Origin of the sequence: Vibrio lentus (genome assembly GCF_002875945.1) — a bacterium.
In the GTDB taxonomy this organism is placed as follows: domain Bacteria; phylum Pseudomonadota; class Gammaproteobacteria; order Enterobacterales; family Vibrionaceae; genus Vibrio; species Vibrio apostichopi.
This window is the reverse complement of record NZ_MCZK01000172.1, coordinates 1-24416: the sequence shown is the minus strand read 5'-3', so window position 1 is coordinate 24416 and position 24416 is coordinate 1. Positions and strand designations below refer to the sequence as shown.

The following is a 24416-nucleotide window of genomic DNA, read 5'->3' as shown; positions in this document are numbered from 1 at the left end:
CAAGACTGTCTGGTTGAGTAACAAGGTTGTAAGGCAGTAAGTAATAAGACTGTAAGACAGCAAGGCAACATACCCAACGAATGCAAATCAGCTGCTATCGGCTTGCTTAGCTACAACAACGCCCCTTCTCAAGGTTTGCTGAGTCCAAGGCAGCCAAAATCGAACAATGGCTCGCATCGTCATCTATGTGGCCACAGCAGGCATCATTGATCTTTTTGAGTGCCGTTCGAATCTTAGTAAGCTCCGTTATCTTTTCATCAATCATCTCTAATTTAGAAGAGGTAATCGACTTCACTTCAGCGCAACTGTGTTGAGTCGCTTCAAGACGAATCTCTAACAATTCTTTGATTTCATCTAAACTCAGCCCTAACTCTTTAGATTTGAGAATAAATGTCACCTGCTTTTGGTTATTTTCATCATACAGACGATAACCCGACTCACTGCGACTGGCTGGTGCAATCAGGTTATTCTTCTCATAAAAACGCAAGGTATCGGCTGTCACACCGCATCTTTTCGCCAATTCGCCAATCTGAAACATGCTTTTTCCTATTATTTCATCCATTCCACTATTAACCTTGTTGTTACTTTTCAGGCTGAAATGGCACTTTTCATAATTAATTTTGAGATGCCAAACGATTGCGCGAGCTTTTTTGTAATAAATTAGTTAGAATCTGCGCCATCAAATTTGGAGTTGGTTATCTTATAGCTTGATTATAAGAACACCCAAAAGGTCTTTACCAAAACTGGCCAATATTTTATCTCTTACTGGTATCTAAGATAATCCACGCTGAGAAGATAGAAACAAGTTCTTTTTTGGCAAATATCTTTATTTTAACCCCATGAATTTGAGGAAATGGAAGCATGAATAACGCTCGTCCAATTCGCCGCGCTCTCATCAGCGTATCAGACAAAACTGGTATCGTTGAATTTGCACAAGCTCTTGCTAACCGTGGTGTAGATATCTTATCTACTGGTGGCACTGCTCGCCTGCTTGCTGAAAAAGGCATCTCTGTAACAGAAGTATCTGACTACACTGGCTTCCCAGAAATGATGGATGGCCGTGTTAAGACTCTGCACCCAAAAGTTCATGGTGGTGTTCTAGGCCGTCGTGGCCAAGATGATGACGTGATGGAAACTCACGGTATCAACCCTATCGATATGGTTGTTGTAAACCTATACCCATTCGCAGAAACCGTTGCTAAAGAAGGTTGTACCCTTGCTGACGCTGTTGAGAACATCGACATCGGTGGCCCAACAATGGTTCGCTCTGCTGCTAAAAACCACAAAGACGTAACGATCGTTGTAAACGCACACGACTACGAGCGTGTTGTGGCTGAAATGGACGCGAACGAGAAATCTCTAACACTAGAGACTCGCTTCGACCTCGCTATCGCAGCATTCGAGCACACGGCTTCTTACGACGGCATGATCGCAAACTACTTCGGCACTATGGTTCCATCTTACGGTGAGAACAAAGAAGGTGATGAAGAGAGTAAATTCCCTCGCACGTTCAACCAACAGTTCGAGAAGAAGCAAGACATGCGCTACGGTGAAAACAGCCACCAAGCAGCAGCATTCTACGTTGAAGCAAACCCTGAAGAAGCATCAGTTTCAACGGCTCGCCAAATCCAAGGCAAAGCACTTTCTTACAACAACATCGCTGACACTGACGCAGCACTTGAGTGTGTGAAAGAGTTCGACCAGCCAGCATGTGTAATTGTTAAGCACGCTAACCCATGTGGTGTTGCACTAGGTGAAGACATCCTAGAAGCTTACGACCGTGCATTCAAAACAGACCCAACGTCTGCATTTGGCGGCATCATCGCATTCAACCGTGAACTAGACGCAGCTACGGCAACGGCTATCACTGAGCGTCAATTCGTTGAAGTTATCATTGCACCTTCTGTTTCTGCTGAAGCAGTAGCAATCGTCGCAGCTAAGAAAAACCTTCGCCTGCTTGAGTGTGGCGAATGGACGACTAAGACAACAGGCTTTGACGTGAAACGCGTTAACGGTGGCTTGCTAGTTCAAGACCGCGATCAAGGCATGGTTTCTGAAGACGACCTAAAAGTGGTTTCTAAGCGCCAACCTACAGCTGAAGAGCTAAAAGATGCGCTATTCTGCTGGAAAGTAGCGAAGTACGTGAAATCTAACGCGATCGTTTACTCGAAAGGTGACATGACGGTTGGTGTTGGCGCTGGCCAAATGAGCCGCGTTTACTCTGCAAAAATCGCAGGCATCAAAGCTGCAGACGAAGGTCTACAGGTTGAAGGTTGTGTGATGGCATCTGACGCATTCTTCCCATTCCGTGACGGTATCGACGCGGCAGCAGAAGCGGGCATCAAGTGTGTTATCCAACCGGGCGGCTCTATGCGTGATGACGAAGTTATCGCAGCAGCAGACGAACACGGCATGGCGATGATCTTTACTGGCATGCGTCACTTCCGCCACTAATTTATTCTTTATATTTGGCACTGTGGCGTCGTTAACTGCTTTCGCCCACCCCAGTCACATAGCACGCTATGCTCCCGGGGATGGGCTCAATTGTTGCCTAGCCACAGCACCAACTATTTTGAATAAAAGATTAATCATTTTGTTTTTTGAATATTTAGATATTTGAGATTAAGGATTTTACAATGCGAGTTTTAATCATCGGTGCTGGCGGTCGTGAGCACGCACTAGGCTGGAAAGCTGCACAAAACCCAAATGTTGAAACGGTATTCATCGCTCCAGGTAACGCAGGTACTGCACTTGAGCCGAAACTTGAGAACGTAAACATCGGTGTTGAAGACATCGCAGGTTTAGTGGCGTTTGCTCAAGAGAAAAAAATCGAACTGACTATCGTTGGTCCTGAAGCACCATTGGTTATTGGTGTAGTTGATGCATTCCGCGAAGTTGGCCTACCAATCTTTGGCCCAACTCAAGCGGCAGCACAGCTTGAAGGTTCGAAAGCATTCACCAAAGACTTCCTAGCTCGTCATGAGATCCCAACAGGTTACTACTCAAACTTCACTGAGATTGAGCCAGCTATCGCTTACGTTCGCGAGCAAGGCGCTCCAATCGTAGTAAAAGCTGACGGCCTTGCCGCAGGTAAAGGCGTTATCGTTGCGATGACCCTTGAAGAAGCAGAAGACGCAATCAAAGACATGCTAGCAGGCAACGCATTTGGCGAAGCAGGTAGCCGCGTAGTGATCGAAGAATTCCTTGAAGGCGAAGAAGCAAGCTTCATCGTAATGGTAGACGGTTCTAGCGTACTGCCTATGGCCACCAGCCAAGATCACAAACGTGTTGGCGACAAAGATACAGGCCCTAACACAGGCGGCATGGGAGCTTACTCTCCTGCACCAGTGGTAACTCCAGAAATCCACAACCGTATCCTTGAAGAAGTTATCTACCCAACAGTACGTGGTATGGATGCAGAAGGCGCGCCTTACACAGGTTTCCTTTACGCTGGCCTAATGATCGATGCTGACGGCACGCCAAAGGTTATCGAATACAACTGCCGCTTCGGCGACCCAGAAACGCAACCTATTATGATGCGTATGGAATCGGACCTTGTTGAGCTTTGCCTAATGGCTATCGACGAGAAACTCGACGAAGCAGAATCTAAGTGGGATCCACGCGCTTCTATCGGTGTTGTTCTTGCGGCTGGCGGTTACCCTGCTGACTACGCAAAAGGTGATGTGATTTCACTGCCGACAAGCGAAGTTGAAGGCCAAAAGGTTTTCCACGCGGGTACCACAAATAACGAAGCTGGCGACGTTGTGACAAACGGTGGCCGCGTGCTATGTGCAACCGCACTGGGCAATACGGTTTCTGAAGCTCAGGAGCGCGCTTACGCGTTAACTAAGCAAGTTAGCTGGAATGGTATGTTCCATCGCAATGACATTGGTTACCGTGCGATTGCGCGCGAGCAAGAGCAGTAACCTCTCTCGAACAACTTCTCTCTAACTCATTGCAGTTAGCTGAATCAAAAAAGGCGCCTAGGGCGCCTTTTTTAATATTTAAAATTCATTATGTTCGCTTGCAAAGCATTTGGCCTACCGCAGGTCAAAAGCTCTCTACTCACTGAGGAGTGATGGCCTTTGAATGCATTGATGGTTTTCATCGGCTAATACCAATAACTCCGCGACCGACACTTTACGTAACGATACCTTGCCAACAAGGGCACCATAACTCTCTACTGAAGCAAGACGATTGACAACGATTCTTGGTAAGGTCTTGTTAAACTCAAAGTACTCGAATTTATCGCCTGAACACGTCTCAAAAATCTCACCATTCCAGTAACCCTGAAGAAGTTCTAATCCTTCATCATTTTGCTTCTCTGTGATATCGAGAACCGAAAGCGCCTGCTTCTGGTAGTTTTCCAGCTGCTCTGATTGAAGTGGCAAGATTTTGCTACCGATACGGTATTGTTGATACACGGCCTCGCCAGACTGATTAAAGCGTACATGAACACGATAAGGTGCTAACGCTTGTGAATCGTCACGTAGCTCACCTTCACGAATAAATTCACGCAGTACACCATCGGACCAAGCATAGTCGGTTTTGTACCAGCCATAGTCGCCCATTGTGACGTAGTCAGCAGAAGTGTGTGGTTGTGTTAGCTTGTTGGTGACCCAGAAGAAACTTGTCGCGTCGCCCATGACTTGGCCGCCGGTATAGGTTTCAAATTGCTCTAGGTTTTTGCCGGGGCTTGTTGAAGAACAGCCGAAAAGAAATGTAGATAAGAGTGAAACGAGAAGAAATGCTTTTTTCATAAAACCTGTACCGAGGTGAGAGTAAAACTACCTCGGTACAGTTTAGATTATTTCACTGAATCTTTCAGCGCTTTACCTGCAACAAATGCTGGAACATTTGCAGCAGCGATTTGGATCTCATCACCAGTTTTTGGGTTACGACCAGTGCGAGCTGCACGGTGGTTTACTTTAAAAGTACCAAAACCAATTAGCTGAACTTGATCGCCATCTTTAAGAGTCTCAGTCACGCCGCCAAGAGTTGCTTCTAGAGCCGCTTTAGCTTGTGCTTTCGAAAGGTCCGCTTTTTCAGCAATAAAGTCGATTAATTGAGTCTTGTTCATTTTAGGTTTCCCTTCTTAGTATTTTCGAATTCAATTAACTCTAAAACATAAATGCCCTATCTGGCAAAGGTTTGTCGTCGATCTTTAGCTCTAATGCCGTAGTTTTAGCCATAATATGAGTAATAACTCACAATTTGTTACTGATTTTATTGAGTAAGCCCTTGTTTAAAAGGGGCTGAGAGTGAAATTAATGATGACCTAGCCACTACTTATTCTCTATAATCCACCTTGAATCGCTGACAAAGCGTACAATTTAATTTAAGGGCAAACATGCTGCTGCTAACTATTTACGTCTCCATTGCTATTGGAGTTTCTTTCATTTGTTCTGTTTTGGAAGCTGTACTTTTGAGTATTAGTCCGAGCTACATTGCTCAACTAAAACAAAATGGGCACCCTGCAGCCGCGTCTTTAGACAAACTGAAAACAGATATTGACCGCCCGCTCGCGTCAATTTTAACGCTCAACACCATCGCACATACCATTGGTGCGGCAACCGCAGGTGCACAAGCCGCTGTGGTTTTTGGTAGCCAATGGCTAGGTGTTTTCTCTGCCGTGCTCACACTGGGCATTCTGGTATTGTCTGAGATTGTTCCAAAAACGATTGGTGCGACCTACTGGCGTCAACTTGCTCCAGCATCGTCAACGGTACTGCGTTGGATGGTATTCTTCCTAACTCCGTTTGTTTGGTTCTCAGAGCAAATTACTAAACGTCTAGCTCGTGGTCACCAAGCACCGAAGATGCGTGACGAACTATCAGCGATGGCTATTTTGGCCAAAGAGAGTGGCGAGTTCGCAGAAGGCGAATCAAAAATCCTAAGCAACTTATTAGGCATTCAAGACGTGCCTGTTACCCAAGTCATGACGCCGCGCCCTGTTGTATTCCGTGTAGATGCAGAGATGAGCGTCAATGTGTTCCTTGAGAAACACAAAGACACGCCATTCTCACGTCCATTGGTCTACAGCGAGCAAAGTGACAATATCATTGGTTTTGTTCACCGTCTGGAGCTGTTTAGATTGCAACAAGCGGGTTGTGGCGAAAAAGCGTTAGGCGAAGTCATGCGCCCTATCCACGTATTATTAAACAACATGGGCCTAGCTAAAGCTTTTGACCAAATGATGGCCAATCGCCTGCAATTATCTTTGGTTGTTGATGAATACGGCACAATTCAGGGCATCATCACCCTAGAAGATATTTTTGAGCATTTAGTTGGCGAAGAGATCGTTGATGAAGCGGACAAAACCACAGACATGCAAGAACTTGCGTTTCAGCGCTGGGAAAAGTGGAAAGAGACACACGGTGTTATCGAAAACCGCGATGAAGAGGACGAGCTAGAGAAAGAAACTCCAGCAGACAACGATGCTTCAGATTCAAAATCAACGGATGACGACGACGCAGCAAAAGATAATGCATCAAAAGACAAAGCTCAGAACTAAAAGCTAAGAAACAAAAGAAAAAGACGCTTAATCGAAATTTGATGACGTCAGATACAACAAAGGCTCCTTAAGGAGCCTTTGTTTTTTTTATTCTATTCGCTACAACTCAACAACTGTTATAACGCAACACCAATGTTGCTCACTGGGTCTTCACGCAGTTCATGACGCAGATCTTTAATCAGTTCAAGGTCACGCTCTGTCGTTTCGCGAAGTGGTCGGAAGATCGCCCATTGAACGTCCCACTCTTCACATACCGCTTCATTTTCTTTCTGGTTTTCGTTAGTGACTTCTTCAGCACCTTGAGCAAACTCAAGCTCTGCAACGGTCTTAACCGACTGTTGGCTCACTTTAATTACCGATTCAAGCATGTGTTCACGATCAAGCAGGCCGTGTATTAACGTTGCTAAGCCTTGGCATGCGTCCATTGCTGGATAAACACCATAAAAATCAAAATCATCACCGCTAGGGAATAGCTCTTCTACTTTCTCAAGTTGACGCTCAAAGTTCACCTTTGCCGTTTTAACCGTTAGGATTTCCCAAATGCTATCCAAAACATCACGATAGATTCGAGCTTCCGCAAATTCTGTATTCTCACAAAACATGGCATAGTTAGGATACATACGCTCACATAGACACGCCATAAAGGTAATTTGTTGCCAAGGTTCTAACTTTTCAAGACGAACCTGCAATGGATTCTGAAGCATAGTCACTCAATAATTGCAGAAAAAGACAGCGAAAGTGTACTTGATAAACCCTGGGGGGAAAAGGTAAGCCGATGAACAATTTTACGAATAAGCTCTATATTCTTACCGAGCATGACGATACTTACACGCAACTGATTGTAAACCGAGATTTACCTGACCTAGAAATCACCACAAACCCCGAGTTAGCTGAGATCGTCTTGGCCTCACCTCCCCTCATAGCGGAGCGTCTTGATGAGTTTAAGCATCTGGATTGGGTACAAAGCACCTACGCTGGCATCAATAAGCTCACTCAAACAGAGCTTCGTCAGGATTACACGCTGACCAACGTCAAAGGTATCTTCGGCCCGGCCATTGCCGAATACGTATTGGGTTACACAATCAGCCACTTTAGACACTTCACTCATTACCACCAGCAACAACAACAGCGAAACTGGCAACCACAGCTTTATACCAGCCTAACCGACAAAACCATGGTGATTTTGGGAACAGGCTCAATTGGCAGCCATTTGGCGAAAACCGCTTCTGCGTTTGGTATCCATACTATTGGAGTCAACCGAACAGGTATCCCATCAAAGCAAGAAACCTTCAAAGACACCTTCCACATAAATGAATTAGAGGCCACCCTCAGACAAGCGGATATTGTGGTGAACACACTGCCATCAACGGATGAGACCTACCAACTGCTGAATCAAACCACCTTAAGCTACTGCTCTAACGTATTGCTGTTTAATGTGGGACGTGGGGAAAGCGTAGACAATAAAGCGTTACTACTTGCGATTAAGAATAAATGGGTTGGACACGCTTTCCTGGATGTCTTTGAATGCGAACCTCTCACGCAAGAACACCCGTTTTGGAAATTACCGCAAGTCACCATCACCCCGCATATTGCGGCTCTGAGTGAGCCAAGACAGGTTGTGGAGATCTTCGCCAATAATTACCAACAATGGCGAGATGGCTTTACACTTAATCACATCATTGATTTTGATAAAGGCTACTGATGTTCTCATCCCTGCTCACCGAGATACGACAATGCACCGCTTGTGAACCTCATCTATCACACGGTGCAAACCCAGTGATTCAGGCACACCCAAACGCGCGCTTGTTAATCATAGGGCAAGCACCCGGTATCAAGGTTCATGAATCATCTATCCCTTGGAATGATGCCAGTGGCGAGCGATTAAGAGAATGGTTAGGGATGGATAGCGATACGTTTTATGACGAGCAAAAAGTCGCGATTGTCCCAATGGGCTTTTGTTATCCAGGGAAGGGTAAAAGTGGCGATCTACCGCCACGAAAAGAGTGCGCCGCGCTATGGCACCAAAAAGTGCTGCAATCACTGCCTAACATTCAAATGACCTTGCTGATTGGTCAGTATGCGCAAAACTATTATCTAAAAGATAAAGCCACCAGCACACTCACTGAAACAGTGCGTAACTGGCAGGCTTGGGCTCCAGAATTTTTGCCACTTCCCCACACGTCACCACGTAATAACATCTGGCTCAAAAAGAACCCATGGTTCGAAAATGAAGTCATTCCCTATATCAGGAAGCACGTATCAGAGCATTTGGCCTACCATGATCCAAATACCTAATTCGCTGCACATTCACGATGATTAAGCCGATATTAGATGCGGAGCAAAAGGTAATAAAAAAGCGCTGCCGATTTCTCGACAGCGCTTTTTCTAAAAACACATACTGAATTACTTATGGTATGGCTTAGATAGGTCGTGAACTGCGTCCACAAATACACCAGCATTTTCTGGTGGCACATCTAGGTGAATACCATGGCCAAGGTTGAATACGTGGCCAGTACCGCCGTCACCAAAACTTTCAAGGATAGTACCGACTTCTTCACGAATACGCTCAGGTTGTGCGTAAAGTACTGATGGATCCATGTTGCCTTGTAGAGCCACTTTATCGCCAATACGTGCTTTTGCATCAGCAATATTGATTGTCCAGTCTAGGCCAACTGCATCACAGCCAGTCGCTGCGATAGATTCTAGCCACATGCCACCGTTCTTAGTGAACAGAGTAACCGGTACACGGCGACCTTCGTTTTCACGGATTAGGCCATCGACAATTTTGTGCATGTACTGCAGTGAGAACAGGTTGTAGTCACGCGGAGTTAGTACACCACCCCATGTGTCGAATACCATTACCGATTGTGCACCCGCTTTAATTTGCGCGTTCAGATATTCAATAACAGTGTCAGCAAGCTTATCGAGAAGTAAGTGCAGTGTTTGTGGTTCTGCATACATCATCTTCTTGATCTTAGTAAACGCCTTCGAGCTGCTGCCTTCAACCATGTAAGTTGCCAGTGTCCAAGGGCTACCAGAGAAACCAATCAGTGGCACTTCGCCTTTCAGATCTTTACGGATCTGACGAACGGCATTCATTACGTATTGAAGCTCGCCTTCTGGATCAGGTAGGCCAATCTTCTCTACGTCAGCTTTACAAGTAATCGGACGCTCAAATTTAGGGCCTTCACCTGTTTCGAAGTACAAACCTAAACCCATCGCATCTGGGATAGTTAGGATGTCAGAGAACAAGATTGCCGCATCAAGAGGGAAACGACGCAAAGGTTGAAGTGTTACTTCTGATGCTAGTTCCGCGTTCTTACACAAAGACATGAAATCGCCTGCTTCTGCACGCGTTGCTTTGTATTCAGGAAGATAGCGACCCGCTTGGCGCATCATCCATACTGGAGTGCAATCAACAGGCTGCTTTAAAAGTGCGCGTAAATAGCGATCATTTTTTAATTCGGTCATTCCGTTCAATTCCAATTCAATCTTGTCTAGTTTTGATGGCAAGTATTCTAACACTGATTGAGGGGTAAAAGCTGTGTGCTTTGCAACCTAGATCAAGTTATTAACTTTTAAATCAATGCTTAATTTGCACCCAATTGCAGGCGCATGTTAAAAATTTGTTCGCTAGCGAAAATTACAATTATAACATCTGAGTAGTCACTACTCAGCATCTCATAACGACATCTTACTTACCCCCTCCACTTGTGGAGGGTTTTTTTTAGCTTTTGACCACCTATAGGCCAAATACCATCACAGGCCAATTAGTGCTCGAGCGCCTGCTCCGTCATTTCATCTTTGATCACATCATCGACTGTTTTATCAATCAATTGTCTCGCAATGGTTCCAACTGGAGCGACATCCGGCAGGCTTGTTACATCAAACCATTGGGCATCCGACAGTTCACTGTAATCTGGTTTGAGCGTTCCACCAGCATAGTCAGCGAGAAAGGCCATCATCATACTCGATGGAAACGCCCATGGCTGGCTACCAAAGTAACGAATATTACCCACATCGATACCCGTTTCTTCTTTGACTTCTCGCGCTACACACTGCTCTAAGGTTTCTCCAACCTCTAGGAAGCCCGCTATCACGGTATACATGCCTGTTTTATGTCTTGGGTGCTGCGCAAGCAATATCTTGTTGTCGTTTCGCACAGCGACAATGATGCACGGGAAGATACGAGGGTAATGAAGAGTTCGACAGTCACCACACTGCATCGCAACTTGATTGTGATTCAAATGATTGCGACCGCCGCACTGTGGACAAAAACGCATACTTTGAGTCATGTGGCCGTACTGGATAGCCTTACTTGCCATAAGAAAATTCGATTCAGACCAGTGCAATAACTCACGTAAGTTGACCATGGTCAGTTCACTCTCGACATCGCAGTCGTTGAGCCAATAGACCTGACGACCTTGATGCTGACCAATACAGATAGCGTGTTCAACACTCAGCCCTAGCTCTTCAGCCGAGCCATAAGGAAACTGATCATTATTAACCCAAATATCACTACCAGAAACGACGCACCAGTAAGCTTGCTCTGTCATTTTTGTATCACTTTTTTTTAACATCCCTATGCCTCATTGCTTGCAGTTCGTTCATTTTACTGGCAATCTAATTTCATACTAGAGTTGTAGCAGAGAATATTTCAAGCTATTACTTTTAGTAGTTACCAATAAACGGACCTTGCTTAGGCAATTACCATGATCACAAGGTTGTGATCAGATCATGAGGACATGGTCATGCTAAATAAATTCAAACAAATACAAGAACAATGGGGTGGCTCTAATGAGGTCATCGATCATTGGCTCGAAACTCGACAGTCTCTAATCGTTGAGTATTGTAAGCTTGCCGCTCTACAGCCTTCATCGTCGAAAGCAACGGCAATTACCGAACTACCTTCTCCAGAAGCGCTCCAAAAATTCAGCCAACATCTTGTTGATTACATCTCCGAAGGTCATTTCAAAATCTATGACATGGTGATGGACAAATGGCAGTCTACTGGCTTCAAAGCAACAGACGAAATTAACCAATCTTATGGTCATATCGTCCTTACCACAGAACCGCTGCTTAACTTTACCGATAAGTACGCCGCCATCAAAGCCAGCGATGCATTAGAGAGCTTTGACAGTGATTTATCTTTGATTGGTGAGATTATTGAGGCGAGGTTTGAGGTTGAAGATCAACTGATACAGCAAATTGCCGATAGCCTAGCGGTTCCGCCAGGAGCATAGTTGGCTAACTATCTTGTAAGCTTGCCTCTGTGCAAGCTTTTTGTTTTGTCTAAAAATCACAAGCATCATCAGCCTCCAGAAGCCTAGGGCTTGATAGTATTCAACGTATTGATACTCTCTTTTCGCTATCTATCCGCACACATTCCTGCATGTCCGCAACCTCCCCATCCAGCTTACGTTTCTCTATATAAATCCGTAGAGGCAAGCAACGTCATTAACTCCATTCCAGAAATGAAACACATAACTCACTTGAAACTTGTACCAAAGATACAAGTCTGCCCCTGCAAGATTAATCCGATTTAAGCCAAACGACAGATACAAAAAAGGCACCCGAAGGTGCCTTTTTTCTTATCTCTTAGAGACTACTCTTCTGAAGAGAAACCAGCGTTTAGAAGTGCTGCTAGATTATCAGTAGCTTGTTCAGCTGAAGGACCTTCTTGCTCTTCTTCACGTTGCTTTTGACGCTCTTGGTGGTATGCGAAACCAGTACCAGCTGGGATCAGACGACCAACAATTACGTTCTCTTTCAGACCGCGAAGGTCATCACGCTTACCAGAAACCGCAGCTTCTGTTAGTACGCGAGTCGTTTCTTGGAACGATGCAGCTGAGATGAATGACTCAGTTGCAAGAGATGCTTTAGTAATACCTAGTAGATCACGTTCGAAACGTACTAGTTCTTTACCTTCAGCTTCTAGCTTACGGTTAGCAATCTTAACATTGTGGTACTCAACTTGTTCGCCAGGTAGGAACGGAGAGTCACCAGAATGAGTGATTGTACACTTACGTAGCATTTGACGAACGATAGTCTCGATGTGCTTATCGTTAATCTTTACGCCTTGTAAGCGGTAAACTTCTTGAACTTCGTTCGCGATGTACTGAGTCACAGCGTGGATACCACGTAGACGCAGGATATCGTGTGGAGTTTCAGGACCGTCGGCGATTACATCACCACGTTCAATCTTCTCACCTTCGAACACGTTCAATTGACGGTGCTTAGGAATCATCTCTTCGTAAGCGTCACCGCCTTCACGAGTGATTACTAGACGACGCTTACCTTTCGTTTCTTTACCAAACGACACAGTACCTGTGTGCTCAGCAAGGATCGCAGGCTCTTTAGGCTTACGAGCTTCGAATAGGTCAGCTACGCGTGGTAGACCACCGGTGATATCTTTGTTTCCGCTCGATTTTTGAGGGATACGAGATAGTGTGTCACCAATGCCAACTTCAGCGCCATCTTCGATGTTTACAATCGCTTTGCCAGGTAGGAAGTAGTGAGCTGGCATATCAGTACCAGGGATCATTACGTCGTTACCTTGCTCATCAACAAGTTTGATAGCTGGACGCATATCTTTACCTGCTGCTGGGCGAGCTGCTGCGTCTGTGACTTCACTTGAAGAAAGACCAGTTAGATCGTCAGTTTGACGAGAAACTGTAATACCATCGATCATATCTACGAATTGGATACGACCTGCCACTTCAGTGATGATTGGCATGGTATGCGCTTCCCAGTTAGCTACAACTTCACCAGCAGTTACTGCTGCGTTGTCGCCTTTGGTTAGCATCGAACCGTAAGGAAGTTTGTGCTTCTCTTTCGTACGGCCGAATTCATCAATAATCGTCATCTCAGATGCACGAGAAGTGATAACCAGTTTCTTATCTTTGTTGATTACAAACTTAGCATTGTGAAGTTTCACAGTACCAGTTGTCTTAGCTTGGATGCTGTTCTCTGCTGCTGCAGTAGATGCCGCACCACCGATGTGGAACGTACGCATTGTAAGCTGTGTACCCGGTTCACCGATAGATTGTGCAGCGATAACACCAACTGCTTCACCTTGGTTTACTAGGTGGCCACGTGCTAGGTCACGACCGTAACACTGTGCACAACAACCGAAGTCTGCATCACAGGTAACAACTGAGCGCACTTTCATGCTATCTACAGAGTTGTCTTCCATGATTTGACACCACTTCTCATCAATCAGAGTATTACGTGGAATCAGTACATCTTCAGTACCAGGCTTAAGAACATCTTCAGCAACTACACGACCAAGAGCAAGCTCAGAAAGTGCAACTTTAACGTCACCACCTTCGATATGAGGCATCATGTCGATACCTTCATGCGTGCCACAGTCATGTTCGTGTACTACAACGTCTTGTGCTACGTCTACTAGACGACGAGTTAGGTAACCCGAGTTAGCTGTTTTCAGTGCTGTATCCGCAAGACCCTTACGAGCACCGTGCGTTGAGATAAAGTACTGAAGGACGTTTAGACCTTCTTTAAAGTTCGCAGTGATCGGCGTTTCGATGATAGAACCATCTGGACGCGCCATCAGACCACGCATACCTGCTAGCTGACGAATCTGAGCTGCAGAACCACGTGCGCCTGAATCGGCCATCATGTAGATGCTGTTGAACGATTCTTGCTGTTCTTCTTCGCCGTCACGGTTAATAACTGTTTCAGAAGAAAGGTTATCCATCATTGCTTTCGCAACACGGTCGTTCGTAGACGCCCAGATATCGATAACTTTGTTGTAACGCTCACCCGCAGTAACAAGACCAGATTGGAATTGCTCTTGGATTTCGCGAACTTCTTCTTCTGCATCAGAAATTTCAGTGTACTTAGCCGCTGGAACAACCATATCGTCGATACCAACAGAAACACCTGAAAGTGCTGCGTATGCAAAACCTGCGTACATGATTTGGTCAGCAAAGACTACTGTGTCTTTTAGACCAAGCTTACGGTAACACTCGTTAAGAAGAGTAGAGATCTGCTTCTTACCTAACTTTTGGTTAACGATGCTGTACGGAAGGCCTCTAGGAACGATCTGCCAAAGCATTGCACGACCTACAGTCGTATCAACTAGGCCAGTGTTCGTTGTGCTGTTGCCGTCTTCGTCTACTACAGTTTCAGTGATACGTACTTTAACGCGAGCGTGTAGCTCAGCAGTCTTAGTACGGTATGCCTTTTCAGCCTCTTCAGGGCCAGCAAGGTACATACCTTCACCTTTCACGTTGATCTTGTCACGTGTCATGTAGTAAAGACCCAATACAACATCCTGCGAAGGAACGATGATCGGATCACCTGATGCTGGCGACAGAATGTTATTCGTCGACATCATTAGGGTACGAGCTTCTAGTTGTGCTTCTAAAGTTAGAGGCACGTGTACAGCCATTTGGTCACCATCGAAGTCGGCGTTGTATGCCGCACACACTAGTGGGTGAAGCTGAATCGCTTTACCTTCGATTAGTACTGGTTCAAACGCTTGGATACCTAGACGGTGAAGTGTAGGTGCACGGTTAAGCAGTACTGGGTGTTCGCGGATAACTTCGTCTAGGATATCCCAAACGATCGCTTCTTCGCGTTCTACCATTTTCTTAGCAGCTTTGATTGTCGTAGCCATGCCACGAGTTTCTAACTTGCTGTAGATGAATGGTTTAAATAGCTCAAGTGCCATCTTCTTAGGAAGACCACACTGATGTAGACGAAGGTATGGACCAACTGTGATTACAGAACGGCCAGAGTAGTCTACACGTTTACCTAGAAGGTTCTGACGGAAACGACCTTGTTTACCCTTGATCATATCAGCAAGAGATTTCAGAGGACGCTTGTTAGAGCCAGTGATCGCACGACCGCGACGACCGTTATCTAGAAGTGCATCAACAGACTCTTGCAGCATACGCTTTTCGTTACGTACGATGATGTCCGGAGCAGCTAGCTCTAGAAGACGCTTCAAACGGTTGTTACGGTTGATCACACGACGGTAAAGGTCGTTCAGATCTGAAGTCGCAAAACGACCGCCATCTAGTGGAACTAGAGGACGTAGATCTGGCGGTAGCACTGGAAGTACAGTTAAGATCATCCACTCAGGCTTGTTGCCTGAAGAGATGAATGCTTCAACTAGCTTCAAACGCTTAGTAACTTTCTTACGCTTAGTTTCTGAGTTAGTTGTTTCTAACTCTTCGCGCATTTCTTCCACTTCTTGATGAAGGTCCATTGTTGAAAGCAGATCTTTGATCGCTTCAGCACCCATCTTAGCAGTGAATTCGTCACCCCACTCTTCTAGACGATCCAGATACTCTTCTTCAGTAAGCATCTGAGATTTTTCTAGATCAGTCATACCCGGTTCAGTTACTACGTACATTTCGAAGTAAAGAACACGTTCGATATCACGTAGAGGGATATCCATTAGTAGACCGATACGAGACGGTAGTGATTTTAGGAACCAGATGTGAGCAACTGGTGAAGCTAGCTCGATGTGGCCCATACGGTCACGACGAACTTTAGTCTGTGTAACTTCAACGCCACACTTCTCACAGATAACACCACGGTGCTTCAGGCGCTTGTATTTGCCACAAAGACATTCGTAGTCTTTAACTGGACCAAAAATACGTGCACAGAACAGACCATCACGTTCAGGTTTGAACGTACGATAGTTAATTGTTTCTGGCTTTTTAACTTCACCAAAAGACCACGAACGGATCGTGTCTGGTGAAGATAGACCGATTTTGATTGCATCAAATTCTTCGGTCTTATGCTGTGCTTTTAGAAAGTTTAATAAGTCTTTCACGTTCAGCTCCTGTAAGGAGTTAAAGGAGCTCACCGACTAAAGTGAGCCCCCTTTACCAAGTAATCCAATCTTCTTTTAAAAAAAGAGGGATTACTCTTCGTCTTCTAGCTCGATGTTGATACCTAGCGAGCGAATCTCTTTCAACAGTACGTTGAACGACTCTGGCATGCCAGGTTCCATGCTATGGTTACCATCTACGATGTTCTTATACATCTTAGTACGGCCGTTAACGTCATCTGACTTAACTGTTAGCATTTCTTGTAGAGTATATGCAGCACCGTATGCTTCTAGTGCCCATACTTCCATCTCACCGAAACGCTGACCACCGAACTGAGCTTTACCACCAAGTGGTTGCTGAGTTACTAGGCTGTAAGAACCAGTTGAACGAGCATGCATCTTGTCATCAACCAAGTGGTTCAGTTTCAGCATGTACATGTAACCAACAGTTACAGGACGCTCAAACGAATCACCAGTACGACCATCAAACAGTTTAAGCTGACCAGATTCTGGCAGATCACCCAGTTTAAGTAGTTCTTTGATTAACGCTTCTGACGCACCGTCGAACACAGGAGTAGCAATCGGTAGACCGCCACGTAGGTTCTTGATCAGTGTACGAACTTGATCATCAGACAGTTCAGCAATATCAACTTTCTGACGAGTATCACCAAGATCATAAACCTTCTGTAGGAACTCACGGAACTTATGCAGTTCTTGTTGTTCCTTAACCATTTGGTTGATCTTGTCACCGATACCTTTAGCAGCCAAACCTAAGTGTACTTCTAGGATTTGACCGATGTTCATACGCGATGGTACACCCAGTGGGTTAAGTACGATGTCTACAGGCTGACCTTTTTCATCGTATGGCATGTCTTCAACAGGGTTAATCTTAGAGATTACACCTTTGTTACCGTGACGACCCGCCATCTTATCGCCAGGCTGGATACGACGTTTAACCGCTAGGTAAACTTTAACAATCTTAAGAACGCCAGGCGCTAGATCATCACCTTGAGTGATTTTACGACGCTTAGTTTCAAACTTCTTATCGAAGTCTGCTTTTAGCTCATCCCACTGCTCAGCAAGTTGCTCAAGCTGTGTTTGTAGCGCATCGTCTTCTAGAACTTGCTCTAGCCATTGCTTACGACCGATCGTATCAAGCTTAGCTTCAGAGTAACCACCAGACAGAAGTACAGCTTTAACGCGGTTAAGAAGGCCACCCTCAAGAATTTGGAACTCTTCAGTAAGGTCTTTCTTAGCTTCTTTAAGCTGCATCTGTTCGATTTCAAGTGCACGTTTGTCTTTCTCTACGCCATCGCGAGTGAAGACTTGTACATCGATGATAGTACCCGAAACAGAGTTTGGTACACGTAGAGAAGTATCTTTAACATCAGATGCTTTCTCACCGAAGATAGCACGTAGTAGCTTCTCTTCAGGAGTCAGTTGAGTTTCACCTTTAGGTGTCACTTTACCAACTAGGATGTCGCCACCCTTAACTTCAGCACCAATGTAAACGATACCTGACTCGTCTAGTTTAGACAGAGCAGACTCACCTACGTTTGGAATATCAGCTGTGATCTCTTCAGAGCCCAGCTTAGTATCACGAGCCACACAAGATAGTTCTTGGATGTGGATTGTCGTGAAACGGTCTTCTTGAACTACGCGCTCAGATACTAAGATCGAGTCTTCGAAGTTGTAACCATTCCAAGGCATGAACGCGATACGCATGTTTTGGCCAAGAGCAAGTTCACCAAGGTCAGTTGAAGGACCATCAGCAAGAACATCGCCGCGTGCAACTGGTTCACCAGGAAGTACAGTTGGACGTTGGTTAATACATGTGTTTTGGTTCGAACGCGTGTACTTAGTTAGGTTGTAGATATCGATACCAGCTTCGCCAGGTACCAATTCATCTTCGTTAACCTTAACTACGATACGAGAAGCGTCAACAGACTGAACTTGACCACCACGTTTAGCAACCGCTGTAACACCAGAGTCAACTGCGATGTTACGTTCAATACCAGTACCTACTAGAGGCTTATCAGCTCTCAGTGTTGGTACAGCTTGACGTTGCATGTTCGCACCCATCAATGCACGGTTCGCATCATCGTGTTCTAGGAACGGGATAAGCGAAGCAGCGATAGATACTACTTGGTTTGTCGCAACGTCCATGTAGTCAACGTGATCGCGTGGGTGAAGACCAGATTCACCTTTTTGACGAGCAGTGATTAGCTCATCAGCAAACGTCGCTTCTTCAGTAAGAACCGTGTTTGCCTGTGCGATAACGAATTGACCTTCCTGGATTGCAGACAGGTAATCAACTTCTTCTGTTACTACACCATCTACAACGCGACGGTACGGAGTTTCTAGGAAACCGTAATCGTTACAACGCGCAAACGCAGATAGCGAGTTAATCAGACCGATGTTTGGACCTTCAGGCGTTTCGATCGGACATAGACGACCGTAGTGAGTTACGTGAACATCACGTACTTCAAAGCCTGCGCGTTCACGAGTTAGACCGCCTGGACCTAAAGCAGAGATACGACGTTTGTGCGTAACTTCTGACAATGGGTTGTTTTGGTCCATAAACTGTGAAAGCTGTGAAGAGCCAAAGAATTCTTTAACTGCAGCAGAGATCGGCTTAGCGTTGATAAGATCTTGAGGCATGATTGCATCAAGGTCACCAAGGCTTAGACGTTCTTTAACGGCACGTTCTACACGAACTAGACCAACACGGAATTGGTTTTCTGCCATTTCACCTACAGAACGGATACGACGGTTGCCAAGGTGGTCGATATCGTCCACTTCGCCTTTACCGTTACGGATGCCAATCAGTTTCTTCATCACTTCAATGATGTCTGATTCGTCCAGAGTACCGCGCTCTTCTTCTTCTTCACGCTCGATAGAGCTGTTGAATTTCATACGGCCTACAGTTGATAGGTCGTAACGATCTTCAGAGAAGAATAGGCTTTCGAATAATGATTCTGCAGCTTCTTTTGTTGGTGGCTCGCCAGGACGCATCATGCGGTAGATTTCTACCAATGCAGAGATGCGATCTACTGTGCTATCTGCACGTAGAGTGTCTGACATGAATGGACCATGGTCTAGGTCATTCGTGAACAGAGTTTCTAGAGATTTGTGACCTGCTTGAGATAAGTTAGCAAGTGCCTCTAGGCTGATCTCTTGGTTCGCGCCAACGATGATCTCGCCAGTTGCTTCGTTGATGTAATCTTTCGCAGCAATCTTTTCAACGATGTACTCTACAGGTACTTCGATGTGCTCAACGCCATCTTTTTCAAGTTGACGGATATGGCGAGCAGTTACACGACGACCAGTCTCAACGTAAGTCTTACCATTTGATTCGATGTCGAATGACGCAGTTTCACCACGTAGACGATCAGGAACCAACTCCATAAGTAGAGTTTGGTCTTTCACTTCGAAGTTCACTTTGTCGAAGAACAGATCTAGGATCTCTTCTGTCGATTTACCAAGTGCACGAAGGATAATCGATGCTGGTAGCTTACGACGACGGTCGATACGTACGAATAAGTTATCCTTAGGATCGAACTCAAAGTCTAACCATGAGCCACGGTAAGGAATTACACGTGCGTTATAAAGAACTTTACCAGATGAGTGGGTCTTACCCTTATCACTGTCGAAGAACACGCCTGGGCTTCGGTGCAGCTGGGATACGATAACCCTCTCGGTACCATTAATTACGAAAGTACCATTGTCTGTCATAAGCGGAATTTCGCCCATGTAGACTTCTTGTTCTTTAATGTCTTTTACAGTACCTGCAGGCGCATCTCTATCAAAGATAACTAGACGCAGTTTAACGCGTAGTGGCTTTGAGTAAGTTACACCACGAATTTGACATTCTTTAACATCAAATACTGGCTCACCAAGACGGTAGCTAACGTATTGCAGCTCTGAATTGCCGTTGTAGCTCTGAATTGGAAATACAGAACGAAAAGCAGCCTCAAGACCGTATTGACCTTCTGGATCCTGTTCGATGAATTTATCGAAAGAATCAAGCTGGATCGATAACAGGTATGGAATGTCCAAAACTTGTGGACGAGTACCAAAATCCTTACGGATGCGCTTTTTCTCGGTATAAGAGTAAACCATGGGGTTCCTCAGCTCGCTGATAAGTGACCCAAACTGTCCAAACGCTCATTAGAGTGGGACAGTGACTAACAGCTGTTTATTGTGGTTAACAATTATTTCGAAGAAATAACTGTTTTTTTGCTCGGACGATGACGCTTAAACAGCGGGAAATTCATCATAGCCCTACAGCGCAAAAAGGCCGGTGGTTAATAAACCACCAGCCAATAGCCTTGCGGCTAGGAAATTAAGTAATAATTACTTGATTTCAACAGAAGCGCCAACTTCTTCTAGCTGTGCTTTAAGAGCTTCAGCTTCAGCTTTGTCAACGCCTTCTTTAAGCGCTGCAGGAGCTGAGTCTACAAGACCTTTAGCTTCTTTAAGACCTAGGCCAGTTGCGCCACGTACAGCTTTGATAACTTGTACTTTGTTTGCGCCAGCGCCAGTAAGGATAACGTCGAATTCAGTTTGCTCAGCAGCAGCTTCAGCAGAAGCACCACCAGCTACAACTGCAGCAGCAGCAGTAACACCGAATTTTTCTTCCATAGCTTCGATAAGCTCAACAACTTGCATTACAGACATTTCTGCAACTGCGTCTAGGATTTGCTCGTTAGTAATAGACATAACAATTCTCTTTTAAGTCAACAATAAGTTTAAATAGCAACCAGTGAAAAGCAAGGCTTATGCCGCAGCTTCTTCTTTTTGGTCGCGAACAGCAGCGATAGTACGAACCAGCTTGCCAGCAGAAGCTTCTTTCATGCACATCATTAGGCGTGCGATAGCTTCGTCGTAAGTTGGTAGTGTCGCTAGTACTTCAGCATCAGTAACTGCGCCTTCAAATGCAGCAGCTTTGATCTCGAAATCTTTATTCTCTTTAGCGAAGTCTTTGAAAAGACGCGCAGCAGCACCAGGGTGCTCATTAGAGAATGCGATCAGAGTTGGACCAGTGAAAGTGTCTACTAGACACTCGTAGTCTGTACCCTGAACCGCACGGCGTGCTAGTGTGTTACGAACAACTTTCATGTAAACACCCGCTTCGCGAGCTTGTTTACGTAGAGAAGTCATTGCGCCAACTTCAACGCCACGAGAATCAGCTACAACTGCAGAAAGTGCACCACTGGCAGCTTCGTTGACTTCAGCAACAATTGCTTTTTTGTCTTGAAGATTTAAAGCCATTTGGATTAACCTCTGGTTGTGATTACAGCACTCAATACAAAATGTATTGAGCGTTTACGATGTTATTTAAAAATGAATAAATTCACTTCAAACCACAACATCGCCTACGTAGGTTTTATTAAGCCATCAATAATCTAAAGAAAATCGACAGCGCCTACGGTCTTGGGATAGACGATTATGAATTGCTTCAAAAATCACCCAACCACAAATATTAGGCGCAGAAGTATACACTAAATCTGCGCCCAAGCAAATTAGTTTGCTTGTGTGTCAAGACTAGCTTGATCAACAGCAACACCAGCACCCATCGTAGTAGAGATGCTTACTTTCTTCAGGAAAGTACCTTTCGCTGAAGAAGGCTTAGCTTTCTTAAGAGCAACTAGAAGTGCTTCTAGGTTCTCTTGAAGCTGGTTAGCTTCGAAAGTTGCTTTACCGATAGTAGTGTGGATGATGCCGTTCTTGTCGTTACGGTAACGAACCTGACCAGCTTTAGCATTTTTAACTGCTTCAGCAACGTTAGGAGTTACAGTACCAACTTTAGGGTTTGGCATTAGACCGCGTGGACCTAGGATTGTACCTAGTTGACCAACAACGCGCATTGCATCTGGAGAAGCAACAACAACGTCAAAGTCCATTACGCCTTTTTTCACTTGCTCAGCAAGATCTTCCATACCAACGATATCTGCGCCAGCTTCTTTAGCTGCTTCTGCGTTTGCACCTTGAGTGAACACAGCAACGCGGATTTCACGGCCAGTACCGTGAGGTAGCACAGTTGCGCCACGTACGTTTTGGTCAGATTTACGAGCATCGATGCCTAAGTTAACAGCAACATCTACAGACTCAACGAATTTAGCAGTTGCTAGTTCTTTAAGAAGAGCAATAGCTTCGTTGATTTCGTATTCTTTAGTTACTTCAACTTTGTCGCGGATTACGCGCATACGCTTAGTAAGTTTTGCCATGATCTTATCCCTCTACCACTAGGCCCATTGAACGAGCAGTACCAGCAATAGAACGCTTCATTGCTTCGATGTCAGCACCAGTCATATCAGCAGCTTTAGTTTCTGCGATTTCCTGTACTTGAGCGTCAGTTACTGTGCCCACTTTTTCAGTGTTTGGACGACCAGAACCAGACTTAACGCCAGCAGCTTTCTTAAGAAGAACAGCAGCAGGTGGAGTCTTAGTTACGAACGTGAAAGAACGGTCGTTGTATACAGTAATAACTACTGGAGTAGGTAGACCTTTCTCAACAGATTCTGTTTTTGCGTTGAACGCTTTACAGAATTCCATGATGTTCACGCCGTGTTGACCTAGAGCAGGACCAACCGGTGGACTTGGGTTTGCCATACCAGCTGCAACTTGCAGTTTGATATAAGCTTCAACTTTCTTAGCCATGATATTTCCTAAATATTTGGGTACGTGCGCTAGCCTTTAGGCGAGCTCCCCTTAATTTCATTAATTACTTTTCACTTCCTAAGAAGTAAAAAGGCGCGAAATTATAATCATAATTCGCGCCTTTAACAACCCTAAAAAGGTGATTTTTTATACTCTTTCATTTTGAACAGCTTGTTAAATAGTTATCAACAGCTTACTCAAACTAACCGAGTCTTAGTCTAGTTTTTCAACCTGACCGAATTCAAGCTCAACAGGCGTTGCACGACCAAAGATCGATACAGATACCTTAATGCGGCTCTTCTCGTAATCCACTTCTTCAACGGTACCGTTAAAGTCAGCAAATGGACCATCGTTCACACGAACCACTTCACCCGCTTCGAACATTGTCTTAGGACGTGGAGACTCGCTCGCTTTCTCTAGACGGTTCAAGATAGCATCAGCTTCTTTGTCAGTGATTGGTGCAGGACGATCAGAGGTACCACCAATGAAGCCCATAACACGAGGAATGCTGCGTACTAAGTGCCATGATTCATCATTCATGATCATTTGCACTAATACGTAGCCAGGGAAGAACTTACGTTCGCTTTTACGGCGTTGACCTGCACGCATTTCCACTACTTCTTCAGTAGGTACTAAAACGTCACCAAAGAATTCTTCCATGTCGTGCATTTTAATATGTTCGCGTAACGATTGAGATACACGACCTTCATAGCCTGAAAAGGCTTGAACTACATACCAACGTTTTTTTGGAGCTTCACTCATGAATCAGAACCCTCTACACCCCAGTCGCTAGAGAAACTAAACGGACCATAATGCCGTCAATTCCCCAAAGCACTAGAGACATAACAATACATACAGCTAAAACGATCAATGTAGTTTGCATAGTTTCTTGGCGAGTAGGCCAAACAACTTTACGAATCTCCATACGAGATTCTTTTGCAAAATCGATCGCAGCTTTACCTTTAGTTGTTGTTGCTGCAACGCCTAGTGCGGCAGCAATCAGCACAACTACACCTGCAGCGCGAATTACAACAGACAATTCACCATACAGGTAATTACCCACAACAGCAGCAGCCAACAGTACAAAAGCGACTACCCACTTCATTGTATCTGCTGCACCTGAGCTATCAGGAGTTTCAGCGTTTGCTTTCATAAAACCAACCTGTGATAAGTCTTAAATATAGACGACAATAACCCCGCTGTTGCAGGGCACATTCCTTTGCGTTGCAAAACAACACATCTAACAGTCATTTTAGTCAAAAAGACCGTTTAATTCTTTGCTAAGAGCTAAAATTGATGCCAAAACACCCAACTCTTTTTTCAGCGCAGAAAAAGGGCATCAAATGATGCCCTTTTTACTAGTGGTTCGTCAAATCTTATGCAAAGATTTTAGCTACAACACCAGCACCAACAGTACGGCCACCTTCGCGGATT

The 24416-nt window shown here is 45.0% G+C and carries 20 protein-coding genes; 6 read left to right on the top strand and 14 right to left on the bottom strand.

Going from position 1 to position 24416, the window contains the following annotated elements; all coding sequences use genetic code 11:
- Positions 1-106: 106 nt before the first annotated feature.
- Positions 107-538 (bottom strand): Zn(2+)-responsive transcriptional regulator, encoded by a 432-nt coding sequence (gene zntR, locus BCT49_RS22845; protein WP_029223214.1) that lies wholly within the window; start codon positions 536-538, stop codon positions 107-109.
- A 323-nt stretch (positions 539-861) separates the two neighbouring features.
- Between zntR and purH the strand changes: the two genes are divergently transcribed.
- Together purH and purD are read left to right on the top strand one after the other, a co-directional pair.
- Positions 862-2454 (top strand): bifunctional phosphoribosylaminoimidazolecarboxamide formyltransferase/IMP cyclohydrolase, encoded by a 1593-nt coding sequence (gene purH / locus BCT49_RS22840; protein ID WP_065104159.1) that lies wholly within the window; start codon positions 862-864, stop codon positions 2452-2454.
- Between the two features lie 182 nt (positions 2455-2636).
- Positions 2637-3926, top strand: a complete 1290-nt coding sequence (purD, locus tag BCT49_RS22830) for a phosphoribosylamine--glycine ligase (protein WP_012604991.1) — start codon at positions 2637-2639, stop codon at positions 3924-3926.
- A gap of 135 nt (positions 3927-4061) precedes the next feature.
- Here the strand turns inward: purD and BCT49_RS22825 are convergent, their stop codons facing one another.
- Together BCT49_RS22825 and hupA are read right to left on the bottom strand one after the other, a co-directional pair.
- Positions 4062-4760: a DUF1481 domain-containing protein gene (locus tag BCT49_RS22825; protein ID WP_102438421.1), complete on the bottom strand. Its 699-nt coding sequence runs from the start codon at positions 4758-4760 to the stop codon at positions 4062-4064.
- 47 nt (positions 4761-4807) lie between these two features.
- The gene (hupA, locus tag BCT49_RS22820) at positions 4808-5080 is read right to left on the bottom strand and encodes a nucleoid-associated protein HU-alpha (RefSeq protein WP_017108607.1); all 273 of its coding nucleotides are present in this window, start codon (positions 5078-5080) and stop codon (positions 4808-4810) included.
- Between the two features lie 270 nt (positions 5081-5350).
- Between hupA and BCT49_RS22815 the strand changes: the two genes are divergently transcribed.
- Positions 5351-6514, top strand: coding sequence for a CNNM domain-containing protein (locus BCT49_RS22815; protein WP_102438419.1), 1164 nt, complete (start codon positions 5351-5353; stop codon positions 6512-6514).
- Positions 6515-6630: 116 nt separating this feature from the next.
- On the opposite strand, the gene BCT49_RS22810 is transcribed toward BCT49_RS22815, so the two are convergent.
- The gene (locus tag BCT49_RS22810) at positions 6631-7218 is read right to left on the bottom strand and encodes a YjaG family protein (RefSeq protein WP_029223215.1); all 588 of its coding nucleotides are present in this window, start codon (positions 7216-7218) and stop codon (positions 6631-6633) included.
- Between the two features lie 71 nt (positions 7219-7289).
- On the opposite strand from BCT49_RS22810, the gene BCT49_RS22805 reads away from it, so the two are divergent.
- Positions 7290-8216 (top strand): D-2-hydroxyacid dehydrogenase, encoded by a 927-nt coding sequence (locus tag BCT49_RS22805; protein WP_102438417.1) that lies wholly within the window; start codon positions 7290-7292, stop codon positions 8214-8216.
- Positions 8216-8809 (top strand): uracil-DNA glycosylase family protein, encoded by a 594-nt coding sequence (locus tag BCT49_RS22800; RefSeq protein ID WP_102438415.1) that lies wholly within the window; start codon positions 8216-8218, stop codon positions 8807-8809. Before BCT49_RS22805 ends, BCT49_RS22800 begins: the two co-directional genes overlap by 1 nt.
- Positions 8810-8917: 108 nt before the next feature.
- Here BCT49_RS22800 and hemE read toward each other — a convergent pair whose 3' ends face one another.
- Together hemE and nudC are read right to left on the bottom strand one after the other, a co-directional pair.
- Positions 8918-9985: a uroporphyrinogen decarboxylase gene (gene hemE, locus BCT49_RS22795; protein ID WP_102438413.1), complete on the bottom strand. Its 1068-nt coding sequence runs from the start codon at positions 9983-9985 to the stop codon at positions 8918-8920.
- A 299-nt stretch (positions 9986-10284) separates the two neighbouring features.
- The gene (nudC, locus tag BCT49_RS22790; protein ID WP_102438411.1) at positions 10285-11094 is read right to left on the bottom strand and encodes an NAD(+) diphosphatase; all 810 of its coding nucleotides are present in this window, start codon (positions 11092-11094) and stop codon (positions 10285-10287) included.
- Between the two features lie 165 nt (positions 11095-11259).
- Between nudC and BCT49_RS22785 the strand changes: the two genes are divergently transcribed.
- Positions 11260-11757, top strand: coding sequence for an Rsd/AlgQ family anti-sigma factor (locus tag BCT49_RS22785; protein WP_017104580.1), 498 nt, complete (start codon positions 11260-11262; stop codon positions 11755-11757).
- Between the two features lie 362 nt (positions 11758-12119).
- On the opposite strand, the gene rpoC is transcribed toward BCT49_RS22785, so the two are convergent.
- The 8 genes from rpoC to secE all read right to left on the bottom strand — a co-directional run bounded on the left by rpoC (position 12120) and on the right by secE (position 24135).
- Positions 12120-16322 (bottom strand): DNA-directed RNA polymerase subunit beta', encoded by a 4203-nt coding sequence (gene rpoC, locus BCT49_RS22780; RefSeq protein ID WP_102438409.1) that lies wholly within the window; start codon positions 16320-16322, stop codon positions 12120-12122.
- A gap of 90 nt (positions 16323-16412) precedes the next feature.
- The gene (gene rpoB / locus BCT49_RS22775; RefSeq protein WP_017104578.1) at positions 16413-20441 is read right to left on the bottom strand and encodes a DNA-directed RNA polymerase subunit beta; all 4029 of its coding nucleotides are present in this window, start codon (positions 20439-20441) and stop codon (positions 16413-16415) included.
- A 234-nt stretch (positions 20442-20675) separates the two neighbouring features.
- Positions 20676-21041, bottom strand: coding sequence for a 50S ribosomal protein L7/L12 (gene rplL / locus BCT49_RS22770; protein ID WP_004729770.1), 366 nt, complete (start codon positions 21039-21041; stop codon positions 20676-20678).
- Between the two features lie 57 nt (positions 21042-21098).
- Positions 21099-21593, bottom strand: coding sequence for a 50S ribosomal protein L10 (rplJ, locus tag BCT49_RS22765; protein WP_010435550.1), 495 nt, complete (start codon positions 21591-21593; stop codon positions 21099-21101).
- A gap of 251 nt (positions 21594-21844) precedes the next feature.
- A complete protein-coding gene (gene rplA, locus BCT49_RS22760; RefSeq protein WP_017104577.1) occupies positions 21845-22549 on the bottom strand; it encodes a 50S ribosomal protein L1 in 705 nt (234 codons plus the stop codon).
- Between the two features lie 4 nt (positions 22550-22553).
- Positions 22554-22982, bottom strand: a complete 429-nt coding sequence (gene rplK, locus BCT49_RS22755; protein WP_010435555.1) for a 50S ribosomal protein L11 — start codon at positions 22980-22982, stop codon at positions 22554-22556.
- A 213-nt stretch (positions 22983-23195) separates the two neighbouring features.
- Entirely contained in the window at positions 23196-23744 is a 549-nt protein-coding gene (nusG, locus tag BCT49_RS22750) for a transcription termination/antitermination protein NusG (protein ID WP_012605006.1), read from the bottom strand.
- Positions 23745-23757: 13 nt separating this feature from the next.
- The gene (gene secE, locus BCT49_RS22745) at positions 23758-24135 is read right to left on the bottom strand and encodes a preprotein translocase subunit SecE (protein WP_017096511.1); all 378 of its coding nucleotides are present in this window, start codon (positions 24133-24135) and stop codon (positions 23758-23760) included.
- Positions 24136-24416: the final 281 nt, after the last annotated feature.

Coding starts and splice junctions, on each gene's coding strand:
- zntR (WP_029223214.1), bottom strand. CDS start 538: ATGTTTCAGATTGGCGAATTGGCGAAAAGATGCGGTGTGACAGCCGAT.
- purH (WP_065104159.1), top strand. CDS start 862: ATGAATAACGCTCGTCCAATTCGCCGCGCTCTCATCAGCGTATCAGAC.
- purD (WP_012604991.1), top strand. CDS start 2,637: ATGCGAGTTTTAATCATCGGTGCTGGCGGTCGTGAGCACGCACTAGGC.
- BCT49_RS22825 (WP_102438421.1), bottom strand. CDS start 4,760: ATGAAAAAAGCATTTCTTCTCGTTTCACTCTTATCTACATTTCTTTTC.
- hupA (WP_017108607.1), bottom strand. CDS start 5,080: ATGAACAAGACTCAATTAATCGACTTTATTGCTGAAAAAGCGGACCTT.
- BCT49_RS22815 (WP_102438419.1), top strand. CDS start 5,351: ATGCTGCTGCTAACTATTTACGTCTCCATTGCTATTGGAGTTTCTTTC.
- BCT49_RS22810 (WP_029223215.1), bottom strand. CDS start 7,218: ATGCTTCAGAATCCATTGCAGGTTCGTCTTGAAAAGTTAGAACCTTGG.
- BCT49_RS22805 (WP_102438417.1), top strand. CDS start 7,290: ATGAACAATTTTACGAATAAGCTCTATATTCTTACCGAGCATGACGAT.
- BCT49_RS22800 (WP_102438415.1), top strand. CDS start 8,216: ATGTTCTCATCCCTGCTCACCGAGATACGACAATGCACCGCTTGTGAA.
- hemE (WP_102438413.1), bottom strand. CDS start 9,985: ATGACCGAATTAAAAAATGATCGCTATTTACGCGCACTTTTAAAGCAG.
- nudC (WP_102438411.1), bottom strand. CDS start 11,094: ATGTTAAAAAAAAGTGATACAAAAATGACAGAGCAAGCTTACTGGTGC.
- BCT49_RS22785 (WP_017104580.1), top strand. CDS start 11,260: ATGGTCATGCTAAATAAATTCAAACAAATACAAGAACAATGGGGTGGC.
- rpoB (WP_017104578.1), bottom strand. CDS start 20,441: ATGGTTTACTCTTATACCGAGAAAAAGCGCATCCGTAAGGATTTTGGT.
- rplL (WP_004729770.1), bottom strand. CDS start 21,041: ATGTCTATTACTAACGAGCAAATCCTAGACGCAGTTGCAGAAATGTCT.
- rplJ (WP_010435550.1), bottom strand. CDS start 21,593: ATGGCTTTAAATCTTCAAGACAAAAAAGCAATTGTTGCTGAAGTCAAC.
- rplA (WP_017104577.1), bottom strand. CDS start 22,549: ATGGCAAAACTTACTAAGCGTATGCGCGTAATCCGCGACAAAGTTGAA.
- rplK (WP_010435555.1), bottom strand. CDS start 22,982: ATGGCTAAGAAAGTTGAAGCTTATATCAAACTGCAAGTTGCAGCTGGT.
- nusG (WP_012605006.1), bottom strand. CDS start 23,744: ATGAGTGAAGCTCCAAAAAAACGTTGGTATGTAGTTCAAGCCTTTTCA.
- secE (WP_017096511.1), bottom strand. CDS start 24,135: ATGAAAGCAAACGCTGAAACTCCTGATAGCTCAGGTGCAGCAGATACA.